Source organism: Aquabacterium sp. (genome assembly GCF_049317225.1).
In the GTDB taxonomy this organism is placed as follows: Bacteria; Pseudomonadota; Gammaproteobacteria; order Burkholderiales; family Burkholderiaceae_C; genus Aquabacterium.
This window is the reverse complement of sequence record NZ_JBMOIR010000023.1, coordinates 1-20,903: the sequence shown is the minus strand read 5'-3', so window position 1 is coordinate 20,903 and position 20,903 is coordinate 1. Positions and strand designations below refer to the sequence as shown.

17 protein-coding genes and 1 tRNA gene are annotated in these 20,903 nt (G+C 61.0%); 10 read left to right on the top strand and 8 right to left on the bottom strand.

Annotated features, from left to right (window positions below; all coding sequences use genetic code 11):
• Window positions 1-24: 24 nt before the first annotated feature.
• Together cphA (ACOYNB_RS12625) and cphA (ACOYNB_RS12620) are read right to left on the bottom strand one after the other, a co-directional pair.
• Window positions 25-2,595 carry a cyanophycin synthetase gene (gene cphA / locus ACOYNB_RS12625; RefSeq protein ID WP_422839383.1) on the bottom strand — a complete coding sequence of 857 codons (2,571 nt, stop codon included), beginning with the start codon at window positions 2,593-2,595 and terminating at the stop codon, window positions 25-27.
• 54 nt (window positions 2,596-2,649) lie between these two features.
• Window positions 2,650-4,869 (bottom strand): cyanophycin synthetase, encoded by a 2,220-nt coding sequence (cphA, locus tag ACOYNB_RS12620; RefSeq protein ID WP_422839382.1) that lies wholly within the window; start codon window positions 4,867-4,869, stop codon window positions 2,650-2,652.
• A gap of 147 nt (window positions 4,870-5,016) precedes the next feature.
• On the opposite strand from cphA (ACOYNB_RS12620), the gene ACOYNB_RS12615 reads away from it, so the two are divergent.
• A complete protein-coding gene (locus tag ACOYNB_RS12615) occupies window positions 5,017-7,287 on the top strand; it encodes an ABC transporter ATP-binding protein (protein WP_422839381.1) in 2,271 nt (756 codons plus the stop codon).
• 15 nt (window positions 7,288-7,302) lie between these two features.
• Window positions 7,303-7,773: a DUF1854 domain-containing protein gene (locus tag ACOYNB_RS12610; RefSeq protein WP_422839380.1), complete on the top strand. Its 471-nt coding sequence runs from the start codon at window positions 7,303-7,305 to the stop codon at window positions 7,771-7,773.
• Window positions 7,774-7,857: 84 nt separating this feature from the next.
• Here ACOYNB_RS12610 and ACOYNB_RS12605 read toward each other — a convergent pair whose 3' ends face one another.
• Complete coding sequence (locus ACOYNB_RS12605) at window positions 7,858-8,217, bottom strand: hypothetical protein (RefSeq protein ID WP_422839379.1); 360 nt, start codon at window positions 8,215-8,217, stop codon at window positions 7,858-7,860.
• A gap of 199 nt (window positions 8,218-8,416) precedes the next feature.
• Between ACOYNB_RS12605 and ACOYNB_RS12600 the strand changes: the two genes are divergently transcribed.
• The gene (locus ACOYNB_RS12600) at window positions 8,417-8,971 is read left to right on the top strand and encodes a hemerythrin domain-containing protein (RefSeq protein WP_374258820.1); all 555 of its coding nucleotides are present in this window, start codon (window positions 8,417-8,419) and stop codon (window positions 8,969-8,971) included.
• 88 nt (window positions 8,972-9,059) lie between these two features.
• On the opposite strand, the gene ACOYNB_RS12595 is transcribed toward ACOYNB_RS12600, so the two are convergent.
• Window positions 9,060-9,437: an HU family DNA-binding protein gene (locus tag ACOYNB_RS12595; protein WP_420817277.1), complete on the bottom strand. Its 378-nt coding sequence runs from the start codon at window positions 9,435-9,437 to the stop codon at window positions 9,060-9,062.
• 127 nt (window positions 9,438-9,564) lie between these two features.
• On the bottom strand, window positions 9,565-10,383 hold the full coding sequence (locus ACOYNB_RS12590; protein ID WP_422839378.1) for a nitroreductase family protein: 819 nt from the start codon (window positions 10,381-10,383) through the stop codon (window positions 9,565-9,567).
• A gap of 201 nt (window positions 10,384-10,584) precedes the next feature.
• Here ACOYNB_RS12590 and ACOYNB_RS12585 point away from each other — a divergent pair, with 201 nt between their 5' ends.
• From ACOYNB_RS12585 to ACOYNB_RS12555, 7 genes are all read left to right on the top strand, one after another.
• Window positions 10,585-11,361 (top strand): ABC transporter substrate-binding protein, encoded by a 777-nt coding sequence (locus ACOYNB_RS12585; protein ID WP_374258826.1) that lies wholly within the window; start codon window positions 10,585-10,587, stop codon window positions 11,359-11,361.
• 18 nt (window positions 11,362-11,379) lie between these two features.
• Entirely contained in the window at window positions 11,380-12,168 is a 789-nt protein-coding gene (locus ACOYNB_RS12580) for an amino acid ABC transporter permease (protein WP_374258827.1), read from the top strand.
• A complete protein-coding gene (locus ACOYNB_RS12575; protein ID WP_374258828.1) occupies window positions 12,165-12,905 on the top strand; it encodes an amino acid ABC transporter ATP-binding protein in 741 nt (246 codons plus the stop codon). Before ACOYNB_RS12580 ends, ACOYNB_RS12575 begins: the two co-directional genes overlap by 4 nt.
• Window positions 12,906-12,933: 28 nt before the next feature.
• Window positions 12,934-14,421 (top strand): DcaP family trimeric outer membrane transporter, encoded by a 1,488-nt coding sequence (locus ACOYNB_RS12570; protein WP_422839377.1) that lies wholly within the window; start codon window positions 12,934-12,936, stop codon window positions 14,419-14,421.
• Window positions 14,422-14,469: 48 nt separating this feature from the next.
• On the top strand, window positions 14,470-15,375 hold the full coding sequence (locus ACOYNB_RS12565) for a DMT family transporter (RefSeq protein WP_422839376.1): 906 nt from the start codon (window positions 14,470-14,472) through the stop codon (window positions 15,373-15,375).
• A gap of 19 nt (window positions 15,376-15,394) precedes the next feature.
• On the top strand, window positions 15,395-16,012 hold the full coding sequence (locus ACOYNB_RS12560; RefSeq protein WP_420817272.1) for a MarC family protein: 618 nt from the start codon (window positions 15,395-15,397) through the stop codon (window positions 16,010-16,012).
• 110 nt (window positions 16,013-16,122) lie between these two features.
• Window positions 16,123-17,688 (top strand): diguanylate cyclase domain-containing protein, encoded by a 1,566-nt coding sequence (locus ACOYNB_RS12555; protein WP_422839375.1) that lies wholly within the window; start codon window positions 16,123-16,125, stop codon window positions 17,686-17,688.
• Between the two features lie 28 nt (window positions 17,689-17,716).
• Here the strand turns inward: ACOYNB_RS12555 and ACOYNB_RS12550 are convergent, their stop codons facing one another.
• From ACOYNB_RS12550 to ACOYNB_RS12540, 3 genes are all read right to left on the bottom strand, one after another.
• Window positions 17,717-19,111 carry a sensor histidine kinase gene (locus ACOYNB_RS12550; RefSeq protein WP_422839374.1) on the bottom strand — a complete coding sequence of 465 codons (1,395 nt, stop codon included), beginning with the start codon at window positions 19,109-19,111 and terminating at the stop codon, window positions 17,717-17,719.
• A 105-nt stretch (window positions 19,112-19,216) separates the two neighbouring features.
• The gene (locus ACOYNB_RS12545) at window positions 19,217-20,635 is read right to left on the bottom strand and encodes a sensor histidine kinase (RefSeq protein ID WP_422839373.1); all 1,419 of its coding nucleotides are present in this window, start codon (window positions 20,633-20,635) and stop codon (window positions 19,217-19,219) included.
• Window positions 20,636-20,827: 192 nt separating this feature from the next.
• Window positions 20,828-20,903 (bottom strand) — tRNA-Lys (locus ACOYNB_RS12540).

Sequence of the window (20,903 nt, the reverse complement as noted above, 5' to 3'; positions counted from 1 at the left end):
GGGGCCCTTTCGCCCCGAGAACGGTCAGCCTTCGCTGCAGCGGCGGGCCAAATGGGCCAACGCCTCTTCCACCTGATCCACCAGCACCAGGCACAGGTCGCCCGGTTGCAGACGGTCCAGGGCTGTGTCGATGGCCAGGAACTCGCCACGGATTTCATCCACACGTTGCGCGCGCTGGGCCTTGCTCAAGCCTTCACGCAGCAACGCCAGTACTTCGCCGTCTTCACGGCCACGCTGACAGGCATCCTGGAACAGGATCAGGTCGTCAAAGGCCTCACCCAGGATCGCGGTTTGCTCCCGGATGTCTTCGTCACGACGGTCACCGGCACCGCTGATCACCACCGAGCGGCGCTTGGCAGGCAAGGCGTTCACGGCAGACACCAGCGCGCGCATGGCGTCCGGGTTGTGACCGTAGTCGGCAATGATGGTGGCGCCCTTGAAGTCCATCACATTGAAGCGACCGGGGGCGTTGTCGGTATCGGCCACGAAACTGGCCAGACCACGACGGATCGTGTCCCAATCCAGACCCGAACTCCAAGCTGCCCCCACCGAGGCCATCACGTTCTCGATCTGGAAGCCAATGGCACCGCCACGGGTGATGGGGATGTCACGCAGCGCCAGCGTTTCACGCCAGCTGCCTTCGCACACCACGATGGCATCGCCGTCCACCGAGATGGTGCGCTTGCCTTGCGCACGATGGGCCGTGAGCACCGGGTTGTGCGGATCCAGCGCAAAGTAGATGACGCCGCCTGGGCACTTGGGCGCCATGGCGGTCACGATCGGGTCAGCAGCGTTCAGGACGGCGTAGCCGTTCTCGGCCACGTTCATCACGATCACGCGCTTGAGCACCGCCAGGTCTTCCACCGTGGTGATGTAGTTCAGGCCCAGGTGATCGCCCGCGCCGATGTTGGTCACCACGGCGGTCTGGCAACGGTCAAAGCCTAAGCCTTCACGCAGGATGCCGCCACGCGCGGTTTCAAACACGGCCGCGTCCACATCGGGGTTGAGCAGCACGTTGCGAGCGCTCTTGGGACCGGAGCAGTCGCCACTGTCGATCTGGCGGCCATTGACGTACACCCCATCGGTGTTGGTCATGCCGACGCGCAAGCCACTGGTGGCCAGCAGGTGTGCAGTCAGACGGGCAGTGGTGGTCTTGCCGTTGGTGCCGGTCACGGCCACCACGGGGATGCGACCATCCTCGCCGGGTTTGTAGAGGTTGGCCACCATGGCTTCGCCCACATGGCGACCCTTGCCGTACGACGGCGACAGGTGCATGCGCAGGCCCGGTGCGGCGTTGACTTCCACGATGCCACCGCTCTGTTCTTCCAGCGGACGGTGCACGCTCTCAGCCAGCACGTCCACGCCACAGATTTCCAGACCGATGGTCTGCGCCGCTGCCACTGCACGCGCCGCCACTTCGGGGTGGACGTCGTCGGTCACATCGGTGGCGGTGCCCCCCGTCGACAGATTGGCGTTGTTGCGCAGGATGACGCGCTGACCTTGCATGGGCACCGACTCGGGCTTCAAACCCTGCATGTCAAGACGCGCAATGGCGATGTCGTCGAAACGAATTTTGGTCAGCGAGGTCGCATGGCCTGTGCCACGACGAGGATCAGCATTGACCTGATCGACCAGTTCGCGCACGGTGTGCACGCCATCCCCAATCACATGAGGGGGATCGCGGCGCGCGGCAGCGACCAGCTTGTCACCCACCACCAGCAGACGGAAGTCATTACCAGGCAGATATTTTTCAACCATGACCTGACCGATGTCGGCGGCAGCCTTGTAGGCGATGTCCAGTTGCTCACGGCTCTGGATGTTGACGGTCACGCCCTTGCCCTGGTTGCCGTCTTGCGGCTTGCACACCACGGGCAGACCGATTTCCTGGGCCACGACCCATGCGTCATCCGGATCCGCCACAGGGCGACCGATGGGCACAGGCACGCCGGCGGCGGCCAGCAAACGCTTGGTCAGATCCTTGTCTTGTGCAATCGACTCGGCCACGGCGCTGGTGTTGTCCACCTCGGCCGCCCAGATGCGGCGCTGCTTGCTGCCCCACCCAAACTGCACCAGACTGCCCTGGGTCAGGCGACGCCAGGGAATGCCACGTGCAGCGGCGGCCGACACGATGGCACCGGTGCTGGGGCCCAAGCGGACGTCTTCGTCCAACTCTTGCAATTCGGCCAGCACGGCCGGCAAGTCAAAACTGCCGTTGTCCTGCAGCGCGGCGGCCACCAGCGCTTGGGCGTAACCAAACGCGAGCTTTCCCACGGCCTCTTCCGAATACTCGACGATGACCTGGTAAACGCCGTGCTCCAGCGTTTGCGCCGTGCGGCTGAACGTCACCGGGCAACCCGCCTGGGCCTGCAGGGCCAAGGCAGCGGTTTCGAGCACATGCGCCAGGGAGATGTGTCCGGGGCGACCATCCGGGCGCAGCGGACCCAAGGTGGGGAACAGCTTGCGCAAACGGTCTTCGAAACCGGGCAGCTTGTCCAGGGTGCACTCATCAGGCTCACAGGCCACAACGGCCTCAATGGCCGTATGACGGCTCCAGAGATTGGGGCCACGCAGGGCCCGGATGCGAGAAACGTCCATCTGCTTGTCTCTTGGTGTTCGCGTCGAATGGATGGATTCAGGTTGGTGACGGCCTTAACGCACCGCCTTGCCCGTCGGATCGTAGGTTTCCAATCCGGCAGCGATCAATTCGGGGGAGATGCCCATGGCCCACGCCGCCGCCACCGCGGCCAACAAGGCCTGGATGCTGGCGCCGGGCAACGGCTGCTCCGACAATCCACCGGTCATGCGGCGAGCCGCAGCACTGTTCAGGTCGGCACAGCGCACCGCCATCTGACCGTTGTGGGTCAGCAAAACATGGTGCCCCTCGACCGACACGGTCCGGCCGCCTTTGGCGCGGTGCGCGACCATGGCCGGGTTGTCGTGATGGGTGTCGTAGAAGATGACGTCGCCGTCGCACAGGTCAGCCATTTCCACCAGGCGTTCATCGCCGGCATTCAGCACCGCCACGCCGTCGGACAAGACCACATCCACCTGCGTGCGCAGCACCTTGAACATCTGCTCGCTGGCATGAATGTCGTGGTGAGCCAAAGCCGGAGCCACCGGGGCTTCGGCGCCATGCAGGTCAGTGACCACGCCCACCGTGCAGCGGTCGTAGGCCAAGCCGTCGTTGAGGATGCTGACGGGGCCGTTTTCCATGACCACCGCATTGACCTCGCGGTTCATGAGCAGGCGTTGCCCCGCAGCGAAGTTGGCACGGTTGCCCTGCTCGACACGACGCGAACCGAGGAACAAGCCATCTGCACAGGTCAGGCCCACATGGCGACCGCTCAGGTGCAGGAACCAAGCGATGAGGCGGCTGACTTGCGTCACGCCATCCGAGCCCGCCACGCCAATGATGGGCACGCGGCCGGTTTCATCTTCGTCAAACAGGTTGTCGACAATCGCCTTGCCCACAGGGCGCGGCAGGCCTTCCGCCGGCTTCAGGTGCATCAGCAGACCCGGACCCGCGTTGACTTCCACCACTGCGCCACCTTGGGCGGCCAGCGGCTTGGAGATGTCTTCGACCACGAGGTCGATGCCGGCGATGTCCAGCCCGACCACGCGCGCCGCCAGGGAAGCCGCGTGCGCCACATCGGGGTGCACATCATCGGTGCAGTCGATGGCCACATTGCCGTTGCGCTGCACCAGCACCTTCTGACCATCTTTGGGGATGGCTTCGCCGTGCAAGCCCTGACGCTCGAGCAGCAGGCGCATGGCCGGCTCGCGCTCCAGAATGATGGTTTCGAGCGGGAACTCTTCAGCCTCGCCACGGCGAGGGTCGCTGTTGAGTTGCTTGTCAATCAACTGGCGCACGGTGTCGCGACCGTTGCCGTGAATCCACAGGCTTTCGCCACGCGCAGCAGCCACCACCTTGCCGCCCACGACCAGCACGCGGTGCTCGTCGCCACGGATGTAGCGCTCGACGATCACATCGCTGCCTTCGGCGTCCGCGATCGCATACGCGGCCTCGACATCGGCCTGCGTCATCAATTCGAGCGACACGCCACGGCCGTGGTTGCCGTCCAGCGGCTTGACCACCACTGGCAGGCCAATGTCTTGCGCAGCTTCCCAGGCCGCAGCCGGGCTGTTCACCACTTCGCCTTCGGGCACGGGCACGCCACACGCCTTGAGCAGGGTCTTGGTCAGGTCCTTGTCGCCGGCAATGCCTTCGGCAATCGCGCTGGTCTTGTCGGTTTCGGCTGTCCAGATGCGACGTTGCGCCTTGCCGTAGCCCAGTTGGACCAGGTTGCCGTCATTGAGGCGAATGTGCGGGATGCCACGGTCGGTCGCGGCCCCCACGATGGCCGCCGTGCTGGGGCCAAGGTAGCAGTCGTCGATTTGTTCACGCACGCGCTCCACGGCGGCGGCCACACCAAATGACTCGTCGTTGATGGCGGCCATCAGCAAGGCATGGCCTTCCTTGAGGGCACTGCGCGCCACTTGTTCGTCGCGGGCACGAAACACCATGCGGTAGACGCCGCGCTGGGAAGTGCTACGCGTTTGACCAAAGCCGGTGGGCATGCCCGCCAGGTTCAGCAACTCAATGACCACGTGCTCCAGGATGTGCCCGGCCCAGGTGCCTTCTTGCAAACGCTGGATGAAGCCACCACGCTCGCCCACGCCGCAATGGTGCTCTTCGAGCGCGGGCAGCAGGGCCGTGAGGCGTTCGTTGAACCCGGGCAGCAGGTTGGACGGAAAGTCTTCGAGCTCTCCGAGGTCCAGCCAGACTTCCAACACCTGGCGGTAAGTCCAGATATTGGGTCCGCGCAGGTAGTTGATGCGCAACAGCTTGATGTCGTTCTTCTTGCTCATGTCCAGCGTGGATTACTGCGTCCTGACGATGATGCCGGACCAACTGGGAGGTTGAAAGAGTGACATTGTCGCCCCTTCATCGGTCAAAATGACGTTGTCCGTGCAGAGAGCGATTGATTCTTTGCTCCCGTGGATACAGACAACACCATGCACCATCACCACCCCGCTGATGCCTCAGGGCACCTGGTCGTTCAAGACAAAACCAGCGTCGATTTGCCGCTGGCATGTGGAGAAAACGTTTTGGTCAGCCTCTCGGTTGACCTCGACCACCAATTGCGTTTTGCCGCCAGCCAGCTTGTCCTGACCGATCAGCGCCTTGTGAGCCGGGTTTCCGGCCAAACCGACTGGCAAAGCTGGCCATTGAGCTCTGCGCTCAGCCTGCATCACCACGACCATGCAGGCGTCGGCACACTGGAACTCCACTCGGCTGACACCCGTCTGGCGCTCTGGCATTTCACCCTCGATACCCAGATGCAGGTGTTGCGCCTGGTCGAGCAATTCGACCGACACATCCTCGCGCTGCGTACCGGCGAACTCCAGCCAGAAGACGACAGCGCTCAGTGTCCCACATGCAAGGCCCAACTCCCGCCCGACAGTGACGAGTGTCCGGTTTGTTCGCGTGAATTGCAAACGCCACCGTCCACCTGGGTGCTGCTGCGCCTGTGGCGGTTTGCCAAGCCTTATCAGGGTAAGTTGCTGGCCGGCTTCCTGCTGACGCTGGCGGCCACGGCGGCCACCCTGGTCCCGCCCTACCTGACCATGCCACTGATGGACGAGGTGCTGATCCCGTTCCAGAACGGCCAGGCCATCGACACCACCAAGGTGGCATGGCTGCTGGGCGGCCTGCTCGCGTCGGCGCTGTTTGCCTGGAGCCTGGGTTGGGCCCGCACCTACCTGCTGGCCCTGGTGTCTGAGCGGATTGGCGCCGATCTGCGCACCACCACCTTCGAGCACCTGCTGCGACTGTCGCTGGACTACTACGGCAGCAAACGCACCGGCGATCTGATGAACCGCGTGGGCTCGGAAACCGATCGCATCAATGTGTTCCTGTCGCTGCATGCCCTGGATTTCGCCACCGACGTGCTGATGATCGCGATGACGGCGGCCATTCTGGTGTCGATCAATCCCTGGCTGGCGTTGGTCACCCTGGTGCCCCTGCCCTTCATCGCCTGGCTGATCCACGTGGTGCGCGACCGCCTGCGCACCGGCTTCGAAAAGATCGACCGGGTCTGGAGTGAGGTCACCAACGTGCTCGCCGACACCATTCCCGGCATCCGCGTGGTGAAGGCCTTTGCACAGGAAAAGCGCGAAGCAGACCGCTTCCGCGCAGCCAACCAGTACAACCTGCAGGTCAACGACAAGCTCAACAAGACATGGTCACTGTTCTCACCCACCGTGTCGCTGCTGACCGAAATCGGTCTGCTGGTGGTGTGGGGTTTTGGCATCTGGCTGGTGGCGCATCACAGCATCACCGTGGGGGTGCTGACCGCCTTCATCGCCTACATCGGTCGCTTCTACGGCCGACTGGACTCGATGAGCCGCATCGTGTCGGTGACGCAAAAGGCCGCGGCAGGCGCCAAACGCATCTTTGACATCCTGGACCATGTCTCGAACGTGCCGGATCCGGTCAACCCGGTGAAGATGCCCATGGTCAAAGGCGGCATCTCGCTGGACAACATCGGTTTCCGCTACGGCAGCCGCTCGGTGATCCGTGGGGTGAGCCTCGAGATTCATCCTGGTGAAATGATCGGATTGGTGGGTCACTCCGGGTCGGGCAAGAGCACGCTGGTCAACCTGATCTGCCGCTTCCACGACGTGAGCGATGGCGCCATCAGCATCGATGGCACCGACATCCGCCGCATCGCCGTGGCCGACTACCGCCGCAACATCGGCCTGGTACTGCAAGAGCCCTTCCTGTTCTTTGGCACGATTGCCGAGAACATTGCTTACGGCAAGCCCGATGCCACCCGCGAAGAAATCGTGGCCGCAGCCCGCGCGGCCCACGCACACGAATTCATCTTGCGTCTGCCGCAGGGCTACGACTCGCTGGTGGGTGAACGCGGCCAAGGCTTGTCGGGTGGTGAGCGCCAGCGCATCAGCATCGCCCGCGCCCTGTTGATTGATCCGCGCATCCTGATCATGGACGAGGCCACATCGGCCGTCGACACGGAAACCGAAAAGGAAATCCAGAAGGCTCTGGACAACCTGGTGCAAGGTCGTACCACCATCGCGATTGCCCACCGGTTGTCGACACTGCGCAAGGCCGACCGCCTCGTGGTGATGGACAAGGGCAAGATCGTGGAGGTGGGGCCGCACGACGAACTGATGGCCCGCCAGGGCGCCTACTGGCGCTTGTACATGGCGCAACAACGCAAGGCCGAGCAAGACGCGCTCATTGACGCCGAAACCGCCCACTGACGCGAGGCCCACACCATGACTGCACTCACTTTTCAGCTGGCACGCAACGCCTTCGGCAAACTGGTTCTGACCGATGCAGAGGGGGCCACCCACGTGGGCATTACCCCCGTCCGCGCCTTCCCCATGTCCGCCCCGGATGACGGCGTGTCCCTGGTCAGCCCGGACGGCCATGAACTGGCCTGGATCGACCGACTCAGCACCCTGCCTGCGCCGGTGCGCCAGTTGCTGGATGAGGAACTGGCCGTGCGCGAGTTCTCCCCCACCGTGCTGGCCATCCAGGAGGTGTCCACCTTCTCAACCCCGTCCACCTGGACGGTGGACACCGACCGGGGACGCACTCAGTTTGTACTCAAGAGCGAAGACGACATTCGCCGACTGGGCAACGGCCGCCTGCTGATCAGCAGTGGCCAGGGCCTGTATTTCAGCGTGAAGGATGTGGCTGCACTCGACAAGCATTCCAAGAAGTTGCTGGAACGCTTCCTCTGATTGGAGAAAGCTACGCCAAAACAAATGGGCCGCATTGCGGCCCATTTGCTGTGCAGCGGGGCGAGCAGACTCACCCCGGCAAAATCACTTTTTCTTCTTCAGCCAGTTGCAGGCATCGTTGCGCTCAGGAATGATTTCCGAGCCCTTGGCCTTGGCGCGCTCAACCATGTCGGCCTGATGCTGGTCCACGAAGGACTGGCATTCTTCGGGCGTCTTCATGCCCTTCATCTTGGCGCGATAGTCGGCACGCTCTTGAGCCGTCATCAGCTTCCAGCCCGGGGTGTTGTACCAGTTCGCGCGTGCACGCTTCGCAGCGCGGGGAGCGGGTGCGGCAGCGTCCGCCGCAGCCTTGTCAGTGGATGGCACAGGCGCATCGGCGGCAAAAACCGAACTCATGCACACCACCGCGAATGCAGACACCAGCGCTTTTTTGATGACAGACATTGATCACTCCTGAAAACGGTAAGAGATTCAAGGATAAACAGCTTGCTATCCGTTTTGGCTCAGGATACGCCCTAGCCAGGGGACGCCGCGCAAAACTCCCGCACAAAGTTGATGTGCCGCAAAGCTACAACGGCCCTTCTGCTCAGAATGAGTTGGTATTTTCACCAATCCCAGACACCGCCGGAGCGAAGGAGCCCACATGTCAGCCCTCATGCAGAACCTTCAATCGCAGTCCGCCACGCCACACGGACGCGCCATTGAGCCCTTTGACGTGCTGGATGCCTGCCATCAACAGATGGTGACTGCTTTGGCGCAGATGTCGGACTTGGTCGCCCATTTGCAAAACCACGGGGTGGATGGTCAGGCCCAAACCATGGCCAAGAACATTTTCATGTTCTTCATGAACACGGCTCGACAGCATCACATTGATGAGGAGCGTCATGTGTTTCCGGCGCTGATCAACAGCGGCAACGACGATCTGGTGCAAGCCACGCTGCGCCTGCAGCAGGACCATAGCTGGATTGAAGAGGACTGGCTGGAATTGGCACCGCAGTTCGAGTCCATCGCCGCAGGCTACAACTGGTTCAACATCGATCAACTGGCGCTGGCGGTTCCCGTGTTTCAGGCGCTTTACCAGGATCACATGGCACTGGAGGAATCGCTGATCTATCCGGAAGCCAAGGTGCGCATTGCGGAGTGGGACCTGCAAGGCATGGGCCGCGAGATGGCCATGCGCCGCAAAGCACGCGGCTAAAGCCGCGCCAGAAACAAAAAACGCACATGCCTTTCGGTCATGTGCGTGATACAGCAAGAGGCCCATCGGGGCCTCTTTGCCTGGAAGATCACTTCTTCTTGGCAGCCTTCTTGGCGGCAGGCTTGGCAGCGGCCTTCTTGGCGACAGGCTTGGCAGCAGGCGCAGCCTTGGCAGCCTTGCGAGCCGCTGCCTTGGGATCCACGGCAGCCTTGAAGGTGGCGCCAGGGGTGAACTTGGGCAGCTTGGCGGCCGCGATCTTGATCTTGGCGCCGGTGCTGGGGTTCACGCCATTGCGAGCGGCACGAGCGTGTTGCTTGAACGAACCGAAACCGGGAATGGTCACGGCATCACCCTTCTTGACTGCGGTCACCACGGTGTCCAGCAGTGTGTCGAGGATGCGGCCTGCCTCGGCCTTGGACAGGGAATGCTTATCAGCCAGTTGCTGGATCAGATCGGTCTTGTTCATAAGTCGAAGTTCGAGTTGCACCCGCAATCGTCGGGCAAGGCCTATTGTGCCCCCGGCAAACCCCGATGGGTACTGGTTTTTGCACGAAACGTGGCCCGCAAACCCCCATCAACCCTGATTTTTTCGACTATTTGAGCGGGAAACCCAGTGTTTGCAGGGCTTCCACGAGCTTCTCTCGTCCGGTGAGGGCTTCGGGTGTCGCAATGCGCTTGGACGAATGCACTGCCCAGGTGCCTCGCACATTCATGCCTTGGCTGGCATAGAAATCGGCCATGGACTGGTTGTACGTCGTCACGCCACGCAACTGCTCCGCCACAGGCTCGTATCGCTCGTTGTGCCAGACCACGGCTTGAGGCAACCGGGGCTTGATGTCAGCAGGACGCGCCGGGTCCTCTTTCCCCAATGTCATACCAAAAACCGCGAACACTTTGGGAGGCAAGCCCAGCAAGCTGGCCACCTGCTCTGCGTGATTGCGCATGCCCCCGATGAAACAACCTGACAACCCCAGCGATTCGGCTGCGGCCATGGCATTTTGGGCCGCAAGCGAGGCGTCAATCACGCCAACGAGCAACATCTCCAGATAGTCCAGGCCGTCTTTCGTCAACCCGGCCGACTGGGCCACTGCATCCAGTCTGGCCAAGTCTGCCAACCAGATCAGAACCAGTGGAGCCTGTGCAACATGTGCCTGATCGCCCGCCAATGCCGCCAAGCGCGCCTTGGTATCCGGTGTCCGCACCGCGATCACGCTCCAGGGTTGCAAGTTGGACGAGGTGGCTGCAGACTGAGCCGCAGCGACGATGGCGCGTAACGCATCGTCCGAGACCGGGTCTGGCAAATGTTGTCTGACGGTTCGGTGCGACAGCAACTGTTCGATCACCGCAGACATTGCCACCGATGGCATCTCTTCTCGCCCGTAGCGCTGCGCCACCAACTGATCACGGTTCATCACCCACTCCATTCAACGGACATCAAAAAATGAACTGAACGATTGTCACAAAACACAAACATCCACGCTTTCCCTTGGTTTTGCAGACTCACCACACCCCTCTATGGGGGATATTCTGCGAAAATGCGCCCCTTTTGAGTGAGCCAACTCGCCCCAAAAGCTTGGCTCGACATGGTCCATCCCCCTTCTTAGGATTCGACAATGACACAGTCCAGCACTTGGATTCGACGCGGCATGGTGTTTGCCGCAGCCTTGATCACCGCTGTGGGCATTCAGGCTCGCCCATTCGAGGACATCAAGAAGGACGGCAAGATCGTCATCGCCACCGAAGGGCAGTTCATGCCGTTCAACTACTTTCAAGGCAGCAAGCTGACTGGCTTTGAAGTGGAGTTGGCGGAATTGGTCGCCAAGAAAATGGGCGTCACCATTGAGTGGAAAGCGCTGGGGTTTGACGCCTTGCTCGCCGGCCTGCGCCAAGACCGCTGGGATCTGGTGATCGCGTCGCACGGCATCAACGAAGAGCGTTCGAAGGCCGTGACCTTCACCAACCCGCACTACTGCTCGGGCGGCCAAGTGGTGTCGCTGACACCAGCGATTCATTCGGGTGCAGACTTGGCTGGCAAGGTGGTGTCGGTTCAAACCGGCACCAGCTATCTTGAAAGCGTGCGCAAGCTGCCTGGCATCAAGGAAGTGAAGAACTTCCCCAAGGACACCGATGCCCGCGCTGCGCTGCTCAATCAACGTGTGGACGCTTGGGTGACCGATCGCTTTGTGGCCAAGCAAGCCATCAGCCTTGCCCCCAATGCCGGCATGAAGGCGGGTGACATGGTTTTTGTGGAGCGCGTGGCCGCTGCCGTTGCCAAGGGCAATCAGAGCCTGGCCGCTGCCTACAACACAGCATTGGCTGAAGTGATGGCCGATGGCAGCTATGCAGCCTTGTCGAAGAAGTACTTCAACGAAGACGTTCGCTGCAAGTAAATCGAACCGAGGTCACTCATGATGTTGTCCCTGCCTCATTGGCCAACCAAATGGAGCAGAGCTGCGCGCAGCAACGCCACCATCGTGGTGGCCTCCTGCGTACTGCTCGCTGCGCTGTGGTTGCTGGCCATTCCGTTGTCCTGGGCGCCCGATCCGATTGGCCCGGCGGCTCAAGACTTCGCCGATGGCACCTGGATCACCATGGAACTCACCCTGGTGTCGGGTGTGGCAGGGCTCATCATCGGCTTGCTCGCAGCGTTGGGCAAGACCTCCCGCGTGCCACCGGTGCGGTGGCTGGCGGGACTGTTCATCTGGATCATCCGTGGCACACCGCTGCTGGTGCAAGTGCTGTTCGTGTACTTTGCCTTGCCGGTGCTGGCACCATCGCTGCGCCTGAGCGACTTCACATCGGCCTGCATTGCCTTGGCACTCAATGTCGGCGCCTACAACGCAGAAGCGATTCGCGCGGGCCTGCAAGCCGTGCCCAAGGGCCAGCACGAAGCCGCGCGTTCACTGGGTCTGTCTGGATGGCAGACCTTTCTGGACATCATCTTCCCGCAGGCGATGAAGATTTCTCTGCCATCGTTGGTCAACAACTTTGTGTCGCTGCTGAAGGATTCGTCGCTGGCCTACGCCATTGGCGTGGTGGAACTCACGAACGTTGGCAATCGCATCCAGGCCGCCACGTTTGAACCCATTCCCACCCTGGTGACCACGGCAAGCATCTATCTGGTGATGACCACACTGCTGACCCGCATCTCCGACGCCGTGGAACACCGCTATGACGTGGAGGGCCGCCGCTCATGAGCACCCCAGCATTCATCACCGTCGACAACGTTGAAAAGTCATTTGGTGCGCACCATGTGCTGCGCAACCTCAGTACGCATTTTGAAGCCGGCAAGGTCACCGTGATCCTGGGGTCTTCCGGGTCCGGCAAAAGCACCTTGCTGCGCATGCTCAACCGTCTGGAAAAGCACGACAGCGGTCGCATCTGCGTCGATGGCATCGAGGTCAGCGACGACAGTCGCTCTCTGCACGCCCTGCGTCGCGAAGTCGGCATGGTGTTCCAGCAGTTCAACTTGTTCCCTCATCTCACCGTGCTGGACAACGTCACACTGGCGCCTCGTCGGGTGCGAGGTCTGTCACGCGCCCAAGCCGAGTCTCTGGCTTTGGATTTGTTGCGCAAGGTTGGCATGGAAGCCCACGCGCACAAACATCCGTTTGCCCTGTCGGGCGGACAGCAGCAGCGTGTGGCCATTGCCCGCGCCCTGGCCATGGAGCCCAAAGTCATGCTGTTCGATGAACCCACTTCCGCACTGGACCCCGAAATGGTCAAGGAAGTGCTGGACGTGATGAAACAGCTTGCTGCCAGTGGCATGACCATGATCGTGGTGACACACGAAATGGGTTTTGCCCGCGAAGTGGCTGATCGCGTGCTGTTCCTCAATCAAGGCGAAATCCTTCAGGACCGCACCCCTGAGGAATTCTTCGACCGTCAAGACAACCCTCGCATCCGGGCCTTCCTTGGCCAAGTCGCTCATTGAGCCCCCTCACCTTTGCCTGCCCATCATCATGAAACTTCATCCTATCGCCCTGGCCCTGGTGGCCTCTTCCGTGTTGACCGTTCCGGCCCACGCTCAGTCGGCCAAGGACTTCAAGCTGCTGCGTCAGGAAGTGCAGCGTTTGCGCGCTGAACTGGAAGCACTGAAACAGCAAAGCGCCAAGCCGGCTCCGGCGGCAGCGGCCCCTGTTGCCGCCACACCCGTTGCCGCACCGGCTCCTGCTGAAGCGCCCGCCGTGAGCGCGGCCGCGCTGGCCGAGCGTGTGGAACAGGTCGAAATGAAGCAAAAGGATGCCGTCGTGGCCGGCGACATCCCGGGCAGCTTCCGCCTGCCGGGCTCCGAGACCTCGATCAAGCTGTACGGCTATGTCGAAGTCAACGCCATCCATGACGCCAAGGGTGACAACAGCAACAACGACTACTCGACCTTCCTGCCCTATGTGCCACTGAATGGCAGCACCCAGCGCAAGGGTCAGACCTATGTGCACGCGCGCACCTCGCGCCTGGGCATCGAGTCAGCCACCCCCACGGCGGCTGGCGTGCTCGGCGTGAAGATCGAAGGCGACTTCAACAACGATCCCCGCTTGGGCAACTCGGCCTTTGGCAAGTCGTCGGACAGCATCCTGACCCAACAAGCCCTGAACGGCTACAACTTCCGTCTGCGTCAGGCCATCGGCACCTTTGCCGGTTTCACCGTGGGTCAGACCTGGTCGACCTTCATGGACATCGACAACGCGCCTGAGACCGTGGACTTCAACGGCCCCATCGGCAACACCTTCATCCGTCAGCCCGTCATCCGCTACACCTACAACGCCCCGGACATCGGTGGCCTGACGGTGGCACTGGAAAATCCGGTGAGCTATGCCTATGACAACAGTGGCACCGTCGTCAAAGAAGGTTTGTCGCGTAGCCCCGACCTGGTGCTGCGCTGGGATCGCACCTTTGACTGGGGTACCGCCAGCCTGCGCGGCGTGACGCAAGAGGTCAAGGTCATCCGTGATGCGGATTCGCCCGTCACCGCTTTCCGCGCCGCCAAGCGTGGCTACGGCTTCGCCGGCACCAGCCTGATCAAAGTGCGTGACAGCCAGGACTCGCTCAGCCTGGGCTTCACCTACGGTCAAGGCATCGGCCGCTACCTGAACTACATCGAAGGCGCCTTTGTGGACGAAGCCAACAACCGCATCCTGATGGAACGCGCTGTCGGCATCACCGCGGGCTATCAGTACAAGGCCAGCGACACGCTGCGCAGCAACGTCGTGCTGGGCTGGCAAGAGAACTACAGCAGCGACTACACCCGCTTTGCCGCGGCCAATGGCCTGGATTCCGGCCAGTACGGCATCAACAAGAGCATGTACCAGTTGCACACCGGCGTGATCTACAACCCCGTGAAGAACGTGGACCTGGGTGCCGAGTACATCTGGGGTCAGCGCAAGACCCTGGCCGGCGAGAAGGGCGACCTGTCGCGCTTCAACCTGATGGCCCGCTACACCTTCAACTGATGAAGGTATCCCGCATACGCGTTTGACGGTTTGCTAGGAAGGTTGTTCATGTCACTCGCGTCTGCGGGCACACGCCACCGCATGGGCCTGGGAGCCCTGCTGCTCGTCACCATGGTCTGGGGAACCACCTTCCCCGCCATGAAGGCCATGAGCGGCGACCTCCAGGCACTGGAGATCATCAGCCTGCGTTGCGCCGTGGCGCTTTGCGTGCTGTGGCCATTCCTGCGAGGTCTGCGCCCGCAAGAATGGCGCTGGGGCTTCATCATGGGTAGCGTCATGTTCATGGCCACGGCCCTGCAGGTGAGCGGACTGGGGCTGACCAGCAGCAACCGCAACGCCTTCATCACCGGCTTGAATGTGGTGATCGTGCCCTTGCTGGCAGCGCTGCTGGGCCAGCGTCTCGGCTGGCCAGTCATCGGCGGCGCCGTCCTCAGCGTGGCGGGCATGTTCGGCCTGTTCTATGAGTCTGCACCCTGGAATCTGGGGGACACACTCACTCTGGCCAGTGCCTTCGTCTACGCCATCTACGTCCTGACGTTCGAATACTGCGCCCGGCAACAGCCCGTTGCCCCCTGCCGTCCTGAGCGGCTGGCCGCCGTGCAAACGCTCGTGATGCTGAGCTTAGGCTGCGCGGGTATCTGGCTGCAGGGCGCCGACATGGCGAGCCTGCCCGCTCGGGCTGAAGCGCACATCGGACCGCTGATCTACCTCGGCGTCCTTGCGAGCGCGGCGGTCGTCTGGCTGCAGGCCTGGGGCCAAGCAAGGGTGCGTGCCGTAGAAGCCGCCCTGCTGTACGGACTGGAACCCGTCTTTGCATCGCTGACCGCTGTGTGGTACATCAACGAAGTGCTGGCCGGGCGAGCTTTGGTGGGCGCCGCACTGATCGTTCTGGGCGTCATGTTGTCTCAATGGCCTGCCGCAACCCCGACCGCAGCTCCGGCGCGCTCTTCCTGACCCTGCTGTTCAGATCGCCATGGACCACGACTTTCTGTCCGCCTTCATCGTCTTGCTGATCGTGATTGATCCGCTCGGTAACGTGCCAGTGGTCATCAGCTTGCTGAAAAATGTCCCCAAGCCACGTCGGCTCTGGGTCATCACACGCGAATGCCTGATCGCAGCGGTCATGCTGCTGCTTTTCATGCTGGGCGGCGAGCAATTGCTCAAGGCCATGCATCTCACCAATGCCTCGCTGGAAATTGCTGGCGGCGTGATTTTGTTTCTGATCGCTTTGGGCATGGCATTCCCCAGCATGGGCGTCAGCGTCAGCGACGAAGAAGGCCAAGGCGAGCCTTTCCTCGTGCCCTTGGCCATCCCGCTGATTGCCGGGCCATCGGCCCTGGCCACGGTGGTGCTGCTGGCTTCTCGCCAACCCGATCGTGCTTGGCTGTGGTCCGGTGCCATTGCCCTGGCGATGGCTGTGGCATGGGCCATCCTCGCTTCTGCTGACCGCCTGTCACGCCGACTTGGGCAACCCGGTCTGGTGGCGCTGGAGCGCTTCATGGGGCTACTGCTATCGGCCATGGCAGTCGAGATGCTCATCTCGGGACTGAACCGCGCCTTTCCAGTCCTGCATCAGACCGGTCTGCACTGAGCCCCCTCAGGAAATCCCTTGGCATTTGGTGCGAGCCAGCACGCTCACACCCCATGTGACTCGGTTAGATTACATCCACCCGTATCTCGTCCGCATCACGCCCGCCCCGCATGGCCTTTCATTTGACGTCTCTGTTTGCCGTTAACGTCCTGTCAAGCATCGTCTTGACGCTGGCGTTGGCGTGGATTGGCGTGCGTGGACGCAGCCACATGGTTTGGTGGGTGCTTGGCTTTCTGCTCCACGCGTGGAGTTACTTACTGTTCATCGGCCGCGACGACTTACCAGCCGTGCTGGCCATTGCGGCAGGCAATACCGCGCTGTCTGCCAGCCTGGCTGCATTTTGTCAGGGGATCTACACCTTTCAAGGACGTGCCGCCCCGCGCTGGAACTGGCTACCTGTGGCCGTGATGGCCGGTGTGATGCCCTTCATCGTGCATCAGATGACACCCCGGATTCTGGTTTCGGGGTTGGTACTCGGCGCGCAGTCCATCGTGGCCGCACAGGCCATCTGGCGTCAGCGTCATCAAACCGCTGGACGTGGGCAATACATCTTGCTGGCTGCCGTGATGGTGCTGTGCGTCATCATGGTGATGCGCTTGCTGAGCATGCAGACCGTCAACCTGAACAGTGTCGATTCTGTGGATCGACTGCCCCTTCACGGTTTCATGTTTCTGCTTGCCACACAGATCCCTCTGCTGTTGGCGGTCGGCATGACCTTGATGACCCAGGAGCGCATTGAACACACATTGAGCGATCGGGAACAGCAATATCGCCAGCTCCTGCAATCTGCCAACGAAGGGATTGCCGTCACGCAAGATGGCATCCTGGTACTGAGCAACCCAGCCATGACCGAGTTGCTAGGACATTCCGCACAGCAACTACAGCATCGCCATTTCGTCGAATGGGTGAGCACCGACCATCGCAAACTGGTTCAGGATCACCAGCGCCAGCATCAGTCCGGACAAAGGACAGACCAACACTACGAAGCTCAAGTGATCACGGCACACAAAGGCCTGCGGTGGTTTGAGTTCAGTGGCAGCCCCTTCATCTGGCATGGGCGCCCTGCGGCGCTGACCTTTGTCACCGATGTGACCGATCGCAAGGCGCTAGCCGCCCGCATCGAGCGCATGGCCTACCACGACACCCTGACCGAACTCCCCAATCGCAGGCTGCTCAGCGATCACATCCGTCTGGCCTTGGCGCACCAAAAGCGCAGCGGTCATCACAGCGCGCTCATCTACCTCGACCTTGACAACTTCAAGCCCCTCAACGACGAGCACGGTCACGCCATGGGCGATCTGCTGCTGATGGAGGTGGCCATGCGGCTCAAGCACAGCGTCCGTGAAGCGGATACGGTGGCACGCGTCGGCGGTGATGAATTCGTGGTGCTGCTCAGCAACCTGCCAGAGTCCGCGGTCGAGGCACAGCACGATGCCATGTTCGTCGCGCACAAGATCCTGAACCAACTGTCAGAGCCTTATGTGCTGACCAGCGTGCAAGAGGACGGCCTCGAAATCACCATCACGCACCATTGCAGCGCCAGCATCGGTGTGACTGTGTTCCAGTACCACGATGGCCCGGACGCTGTCCTGCTGTCTCGCGCCGACGAGGCCATGTACCGCGCCAAGGAGGCTGGCCGTGGCACCGTGCGCCTGCACGAATCGTCCCTGATCTGAACCGGGGGGGGCACCAAGCCGCCGACGGTCACACCACAGGCAAGGTCCACCAGAACAGGGCCCCGGCTCCGGGCTGCGAACGCACGCCGATCTGGCCACCGTGGCACTCGACGATTTTTTTGGCCACAGTCAGGCCCAAGCCCGTCCCCGCCACTTTGCTGTCCAAGCGCTCGAAGGGCTGAAACAGCTTGGTTGCTTGCACAGAATCGAATCCTGGCCCGTTGTCGTGCACCTCAAAGCGCCAGCAATCGCCTTCCAGGCTGGATTTCACATGCACCTGAAGCCCTTGCGTGCCCTGCCCAAACTTCAGCGCATTGCCCAGAAGATTGTGCAGCACATGGCTCATCAAACCGGGATCCGCCGTGGCCACAGGCAGGGATGACACCTCGATCTTGCTGGTGGCATCCGGATAGGACAAAGACAAGGACTGAACGCAGTCCTGCGTCAGCTCATGGAAGTCAACGGGCATCTTCTTGACCGCCGCCTGCTCAGCACGCGCCAACATCAACAAGTCCGTCACCATCGCGACCGCACGATGCCCTTCTTTGATCAGCAGCGCCAGATAACTGGCGACCTTGGACACATCGCCTTTGGCCAGTGACATCTTGGCCAATTCGCCAACGGTGACGACGTTGCCGAGCGGTCCCCGCAGATCGTGGGAAACCATGCCTGAAAACGACTTCAGGCCCTGCACCAAGTCTTCCAACTGGCGCGTGCGGGCGTCAACCTTGATTTCCAAGGTGGCGGCCAGTTCCCGAAGTTCGTCTTCCGCATCCTTGCGCAACGCCAACTCGCGCTGCAAACCCTGAGACTGATGCTGAAGCAACATGGCGGTCGCCATCACAAAGATGGCCACGCACAGCGCAACCACATTGCTGCGGAACTGCTCGAGTGGGACATCGTTGGCCAAAGTCCAGGCCAACAGCAAAGGATGCAAATCAAACAACGCGGCCAGGATGAGTAGCATGCGATACCCCTTGCGCCGCCACGTCCAGACCATCCAGACCGATCCGACAAAACAAGTGGCCGACACCACGACCGGCCCTGAAAACGGCCAGCCATGAGTCAACCAGGTGAGCACGGCGGTTGCAGTCAGTCCTGTACCGAAGAGCCCCCAGAAAAACCGGCCATGCGTCACCCCAGGTTCACTGAAATAGGCCCGCAAACCCGCCACAAACAAGGAGGCTGTTCCAAATGCCATCACGGCAATCAACGGTGCAACGATAACCTGATCGACGCCTCTCGTTAGCTGAATGACGCGAACAACAATGAATACCACGCCATAAAGCAGCGCAGAGGAACCAATCCATTTGATCCATGCATCAGAGTGTCGGTGGGCAGACAGTAAGACGACGCCCAACAAAACAGCCAGCAAACTTGTGGCCACTCTGGAATCGCTGATGAGGTTGAAATACTCGTACATCCATCCCGTCCGAAATTCGAACAGCCATACAAGATGGTGGATATAACCATATTTCCATGAAAGATCAAATATTGATTTCCATGAAACATCAGTATCGCCTAAATATTAGGACGATATCCCAATCCCGCCAGACGCCATCGGCAGCGTCCACCAAAAGCGAGCGCCCTCGCCTGGCACAGCGTGAACCCCCATGGCACCGCCATGCGAATCCACAATCTTCTTGGCCACGCTCAGCCCCAGGCCCGTCCCGGAGACGGCGTGCCCCAAGCGCACAAAGGGTTCAAACACATCATGCCCATTGCTGGCGTCAAAACCAGGGCCGTTGTCCGAGACTTCAAAGCGCCAGAAGGCCCCATCGCGCGCCGAGCGAACCACAATTTGCAGATCAGGGGTGCGCTGCCCAAACTTCAGGGCATTACCCAGCACGTTGTGCAGCACATGGCTCATCAAACCACGGTCCGCACTGGCATGGGGCATGGCTTCGACAAGAATCTTGTCTGTAGCATCAGGATAAGACAAGGCCAAGGACTGCACACATTCTTTGATCAACTCATTGAAATCGACCGTGGTGCGCTTGATCGCATCATGCTCCGCGCGAGCCAGCATCAGCAAGTCGGTCACCATGGTCACCGAACGATGCCCTTCCTTGCTCAACAAAGCCAGATAGTGCGCAACCTTCGCCAAGTCGCCATTTATCAGTGCACGCCGGGCCAACTCGGACACGGTCACAACATTGCCAAGCGGCCCCTTCAGGTCATGCGAAACCATTCCGGAAAAAGATTTCAGCCCCTGCACCAACTCTTCCAGTTGCTGGGTTCGTGCCTCGACTTGTGACTCCAGTGTTTCCGTCAACTGCCGCAAGCCATCCTCGGCCTTGATGCGCAACTGCAACTCGCTTTGCAGGCGCTGCGCCTGGTGCTGAAGCAGCATCGCCGTGGCCACCACAAAGATTGACACGATCAGCACCACCACATTGCCCCGAAACTGCTCCAACGGCACGCCAAGCGAGACCGACCACGCCAGAAACATCGGGTGAAGATCAAACGCCACGGCCAGCACCAGCAGCAATCGATTGCGCGTGCGCCACCAGGTGCGCACCATCCACACCGACACGCAGAAACAAATGGCGGCCACAACAGCTGGCCCGGCATAGAGCCACCCATGCGTCAAACGGATCAGCAGCAAAGTGGACAGCAAGCCCCCCACAAACAGTGCCGCACAAAAGCGGTAGTCCGGCGCAGCCTGCTGTTTGAAGTACGAACGCAACCCAGACACAAAGCAAGTGAGTGTCACCAAGCCAACCAACGACACCAGAGGTGCCCCAATGGCCAGATCAATCCCGATCGTCAACTGAATCACGCGGATGACGACAAACACCGAGCCGTAGAGAAAGGCGGAACCACCGATCCACTTCACCCAATGTTCGGCATCCCGGTTCACCGAGAGCAAGGCCAAGCCAAGCAAGGCGGCGAACAAACTGGTCGCCACGCGAACATCACCGACCAGGTTGAAGTACTCGTACATCGATGCCTTTCATCCAGTGACACCCAGAAGCCATCCAGCCACGGGTCACGATTCGCATGCAGCGCCGCTCATTGAAGCACAGCAACTTGACAGCAGCCTTCACGGAAGCACGCATACTTTCCCGCAGAGACAACCAAATTCCATGCCAAAACGAAAAAGGGACCAGCCGTTAAGCTGGTCCCTCAAGAAATTTGGTGGGCCCTGTAGGATTCGAACCTACGACCAACGGATTAAGAGTCCGCTGCTCTACCAACTGAGCTAAGAGCCC

Coding starts and splice junctions, on each gene's coding strand:
- ACOYNB_RS12605 (WP_422839379.1), bottom strand. CDS start 8,217: ATGTCTGTCATCAAAAAAGCGCTGGTGTCTGCATTCGCGGTGGTGTGC.
- cphA (WP_422839382.1), bottom strand. CDS start 4,869: ATGAGCAAGAAGAACGACATCAAGCTGTTGCGCATCAACTACCTGCGC.
- ACOYNB_RS12600 (WP_374258820.1), top strand. CDS start 8,417: ATGTCAGCCCTCATGCAGAACCTTCAATCGCAGTCCGCCACGCCACAC.
- ACOYNB_RS12610 (WP_422839380.1), top strand. CDS start 7,303: ATGACTGCACTCACTTTTCAGCTGGCACGCAACGCCTTCGGCAAACTG.
- ACOYNB_RS12595 (WP_420817277.1), bottom strand. CDS start 9,437: ATGAACAAGACCGATCTGATCCAGCAACTGGCTGATAAGCATTCCCTG.
- cphA (WP_422839383.1), bottom strand. CDS start 2,595: ATGGACGTTTCTCGCATCCGGGCCCTGCGTGGCCCCAATCTCTGGAGC.
- ACOYNB_RS12565 (WP_422839376.1), top strand. CDS start 14,470: ATGTCACTCGCGTCTGCGGGCACACGCCACCGCATGGGCCTGGGAGCC.
- ACOYNB_RS12555 (WP_422839375.1), top strand. CDS start 16,123: ATGGCCTTTCATTTGACGTCTCTGTTTGCCGTTAACGTCCTGTCAAGC.
- ACOYNB_RS12550 (WP_422839374.1), bottom strand. CDS start 19,111: ATGTACGAGTATTTCAACCTCATCAGCGATTCCAGAGTGGCCACAAGT.
- ACOYNB_RS12545 (WP_422839373.1), bottom strand. CDS start 20,635: ATGTACGAGTACTTCAACCTGGTCGGTGATGTTCGCGTGGCGACCAGT.
- ACOYNB_RS12615 (WP_422839381.1), top strand. CDS start 5,017: ATGCACCATCACCACCCCGCTGATGCCTCAGGGCACCTGGTCGTTCAA.
- ACOYNB_RS12570 (WP_422839377.1), top strand. CDS start 12,934: ATGAAACTTCATCCTATCGCCCTGGCCCTGGTGGCCTCTTCCGTGTTG.
- ACOYNB_RS12590 (WP_422839378.1), bottom strand. CDS start 10,383: ATGAACCGTGATCAGTTGGTGGCGCAGCGCTACGGGCGAGAAGAGATG.
- ACOYNB_RS12585 (WP_374258826.1), top strand. CDS start 10,585: ATGACACAGTCCAGCACTTGGATTCGACGCGGCATGGTGTTTGCCGCA.
- ACOYNB_RS12580 (WP_374258827.1), top strand. CDS start 11,380: ATGATGTTGTCCCTGCCTCATTGGCCAACCAAATGGAGCAGAGCTGCG.
- ACOYNB_RS12575 (WP_374258828.1), top strand. CDS start 12,165: ATGAGCACCCCAGCATTCATCACCGTCGACAACGTTGAAAAGTCATTT.
- ACOYNB_RS12560 (WP_420817272.1), top strand. CDS start 15,395: ATGGACCACGACTTTCTGTCCGCCTTCATCGTCTTGCTGATCGTGATT.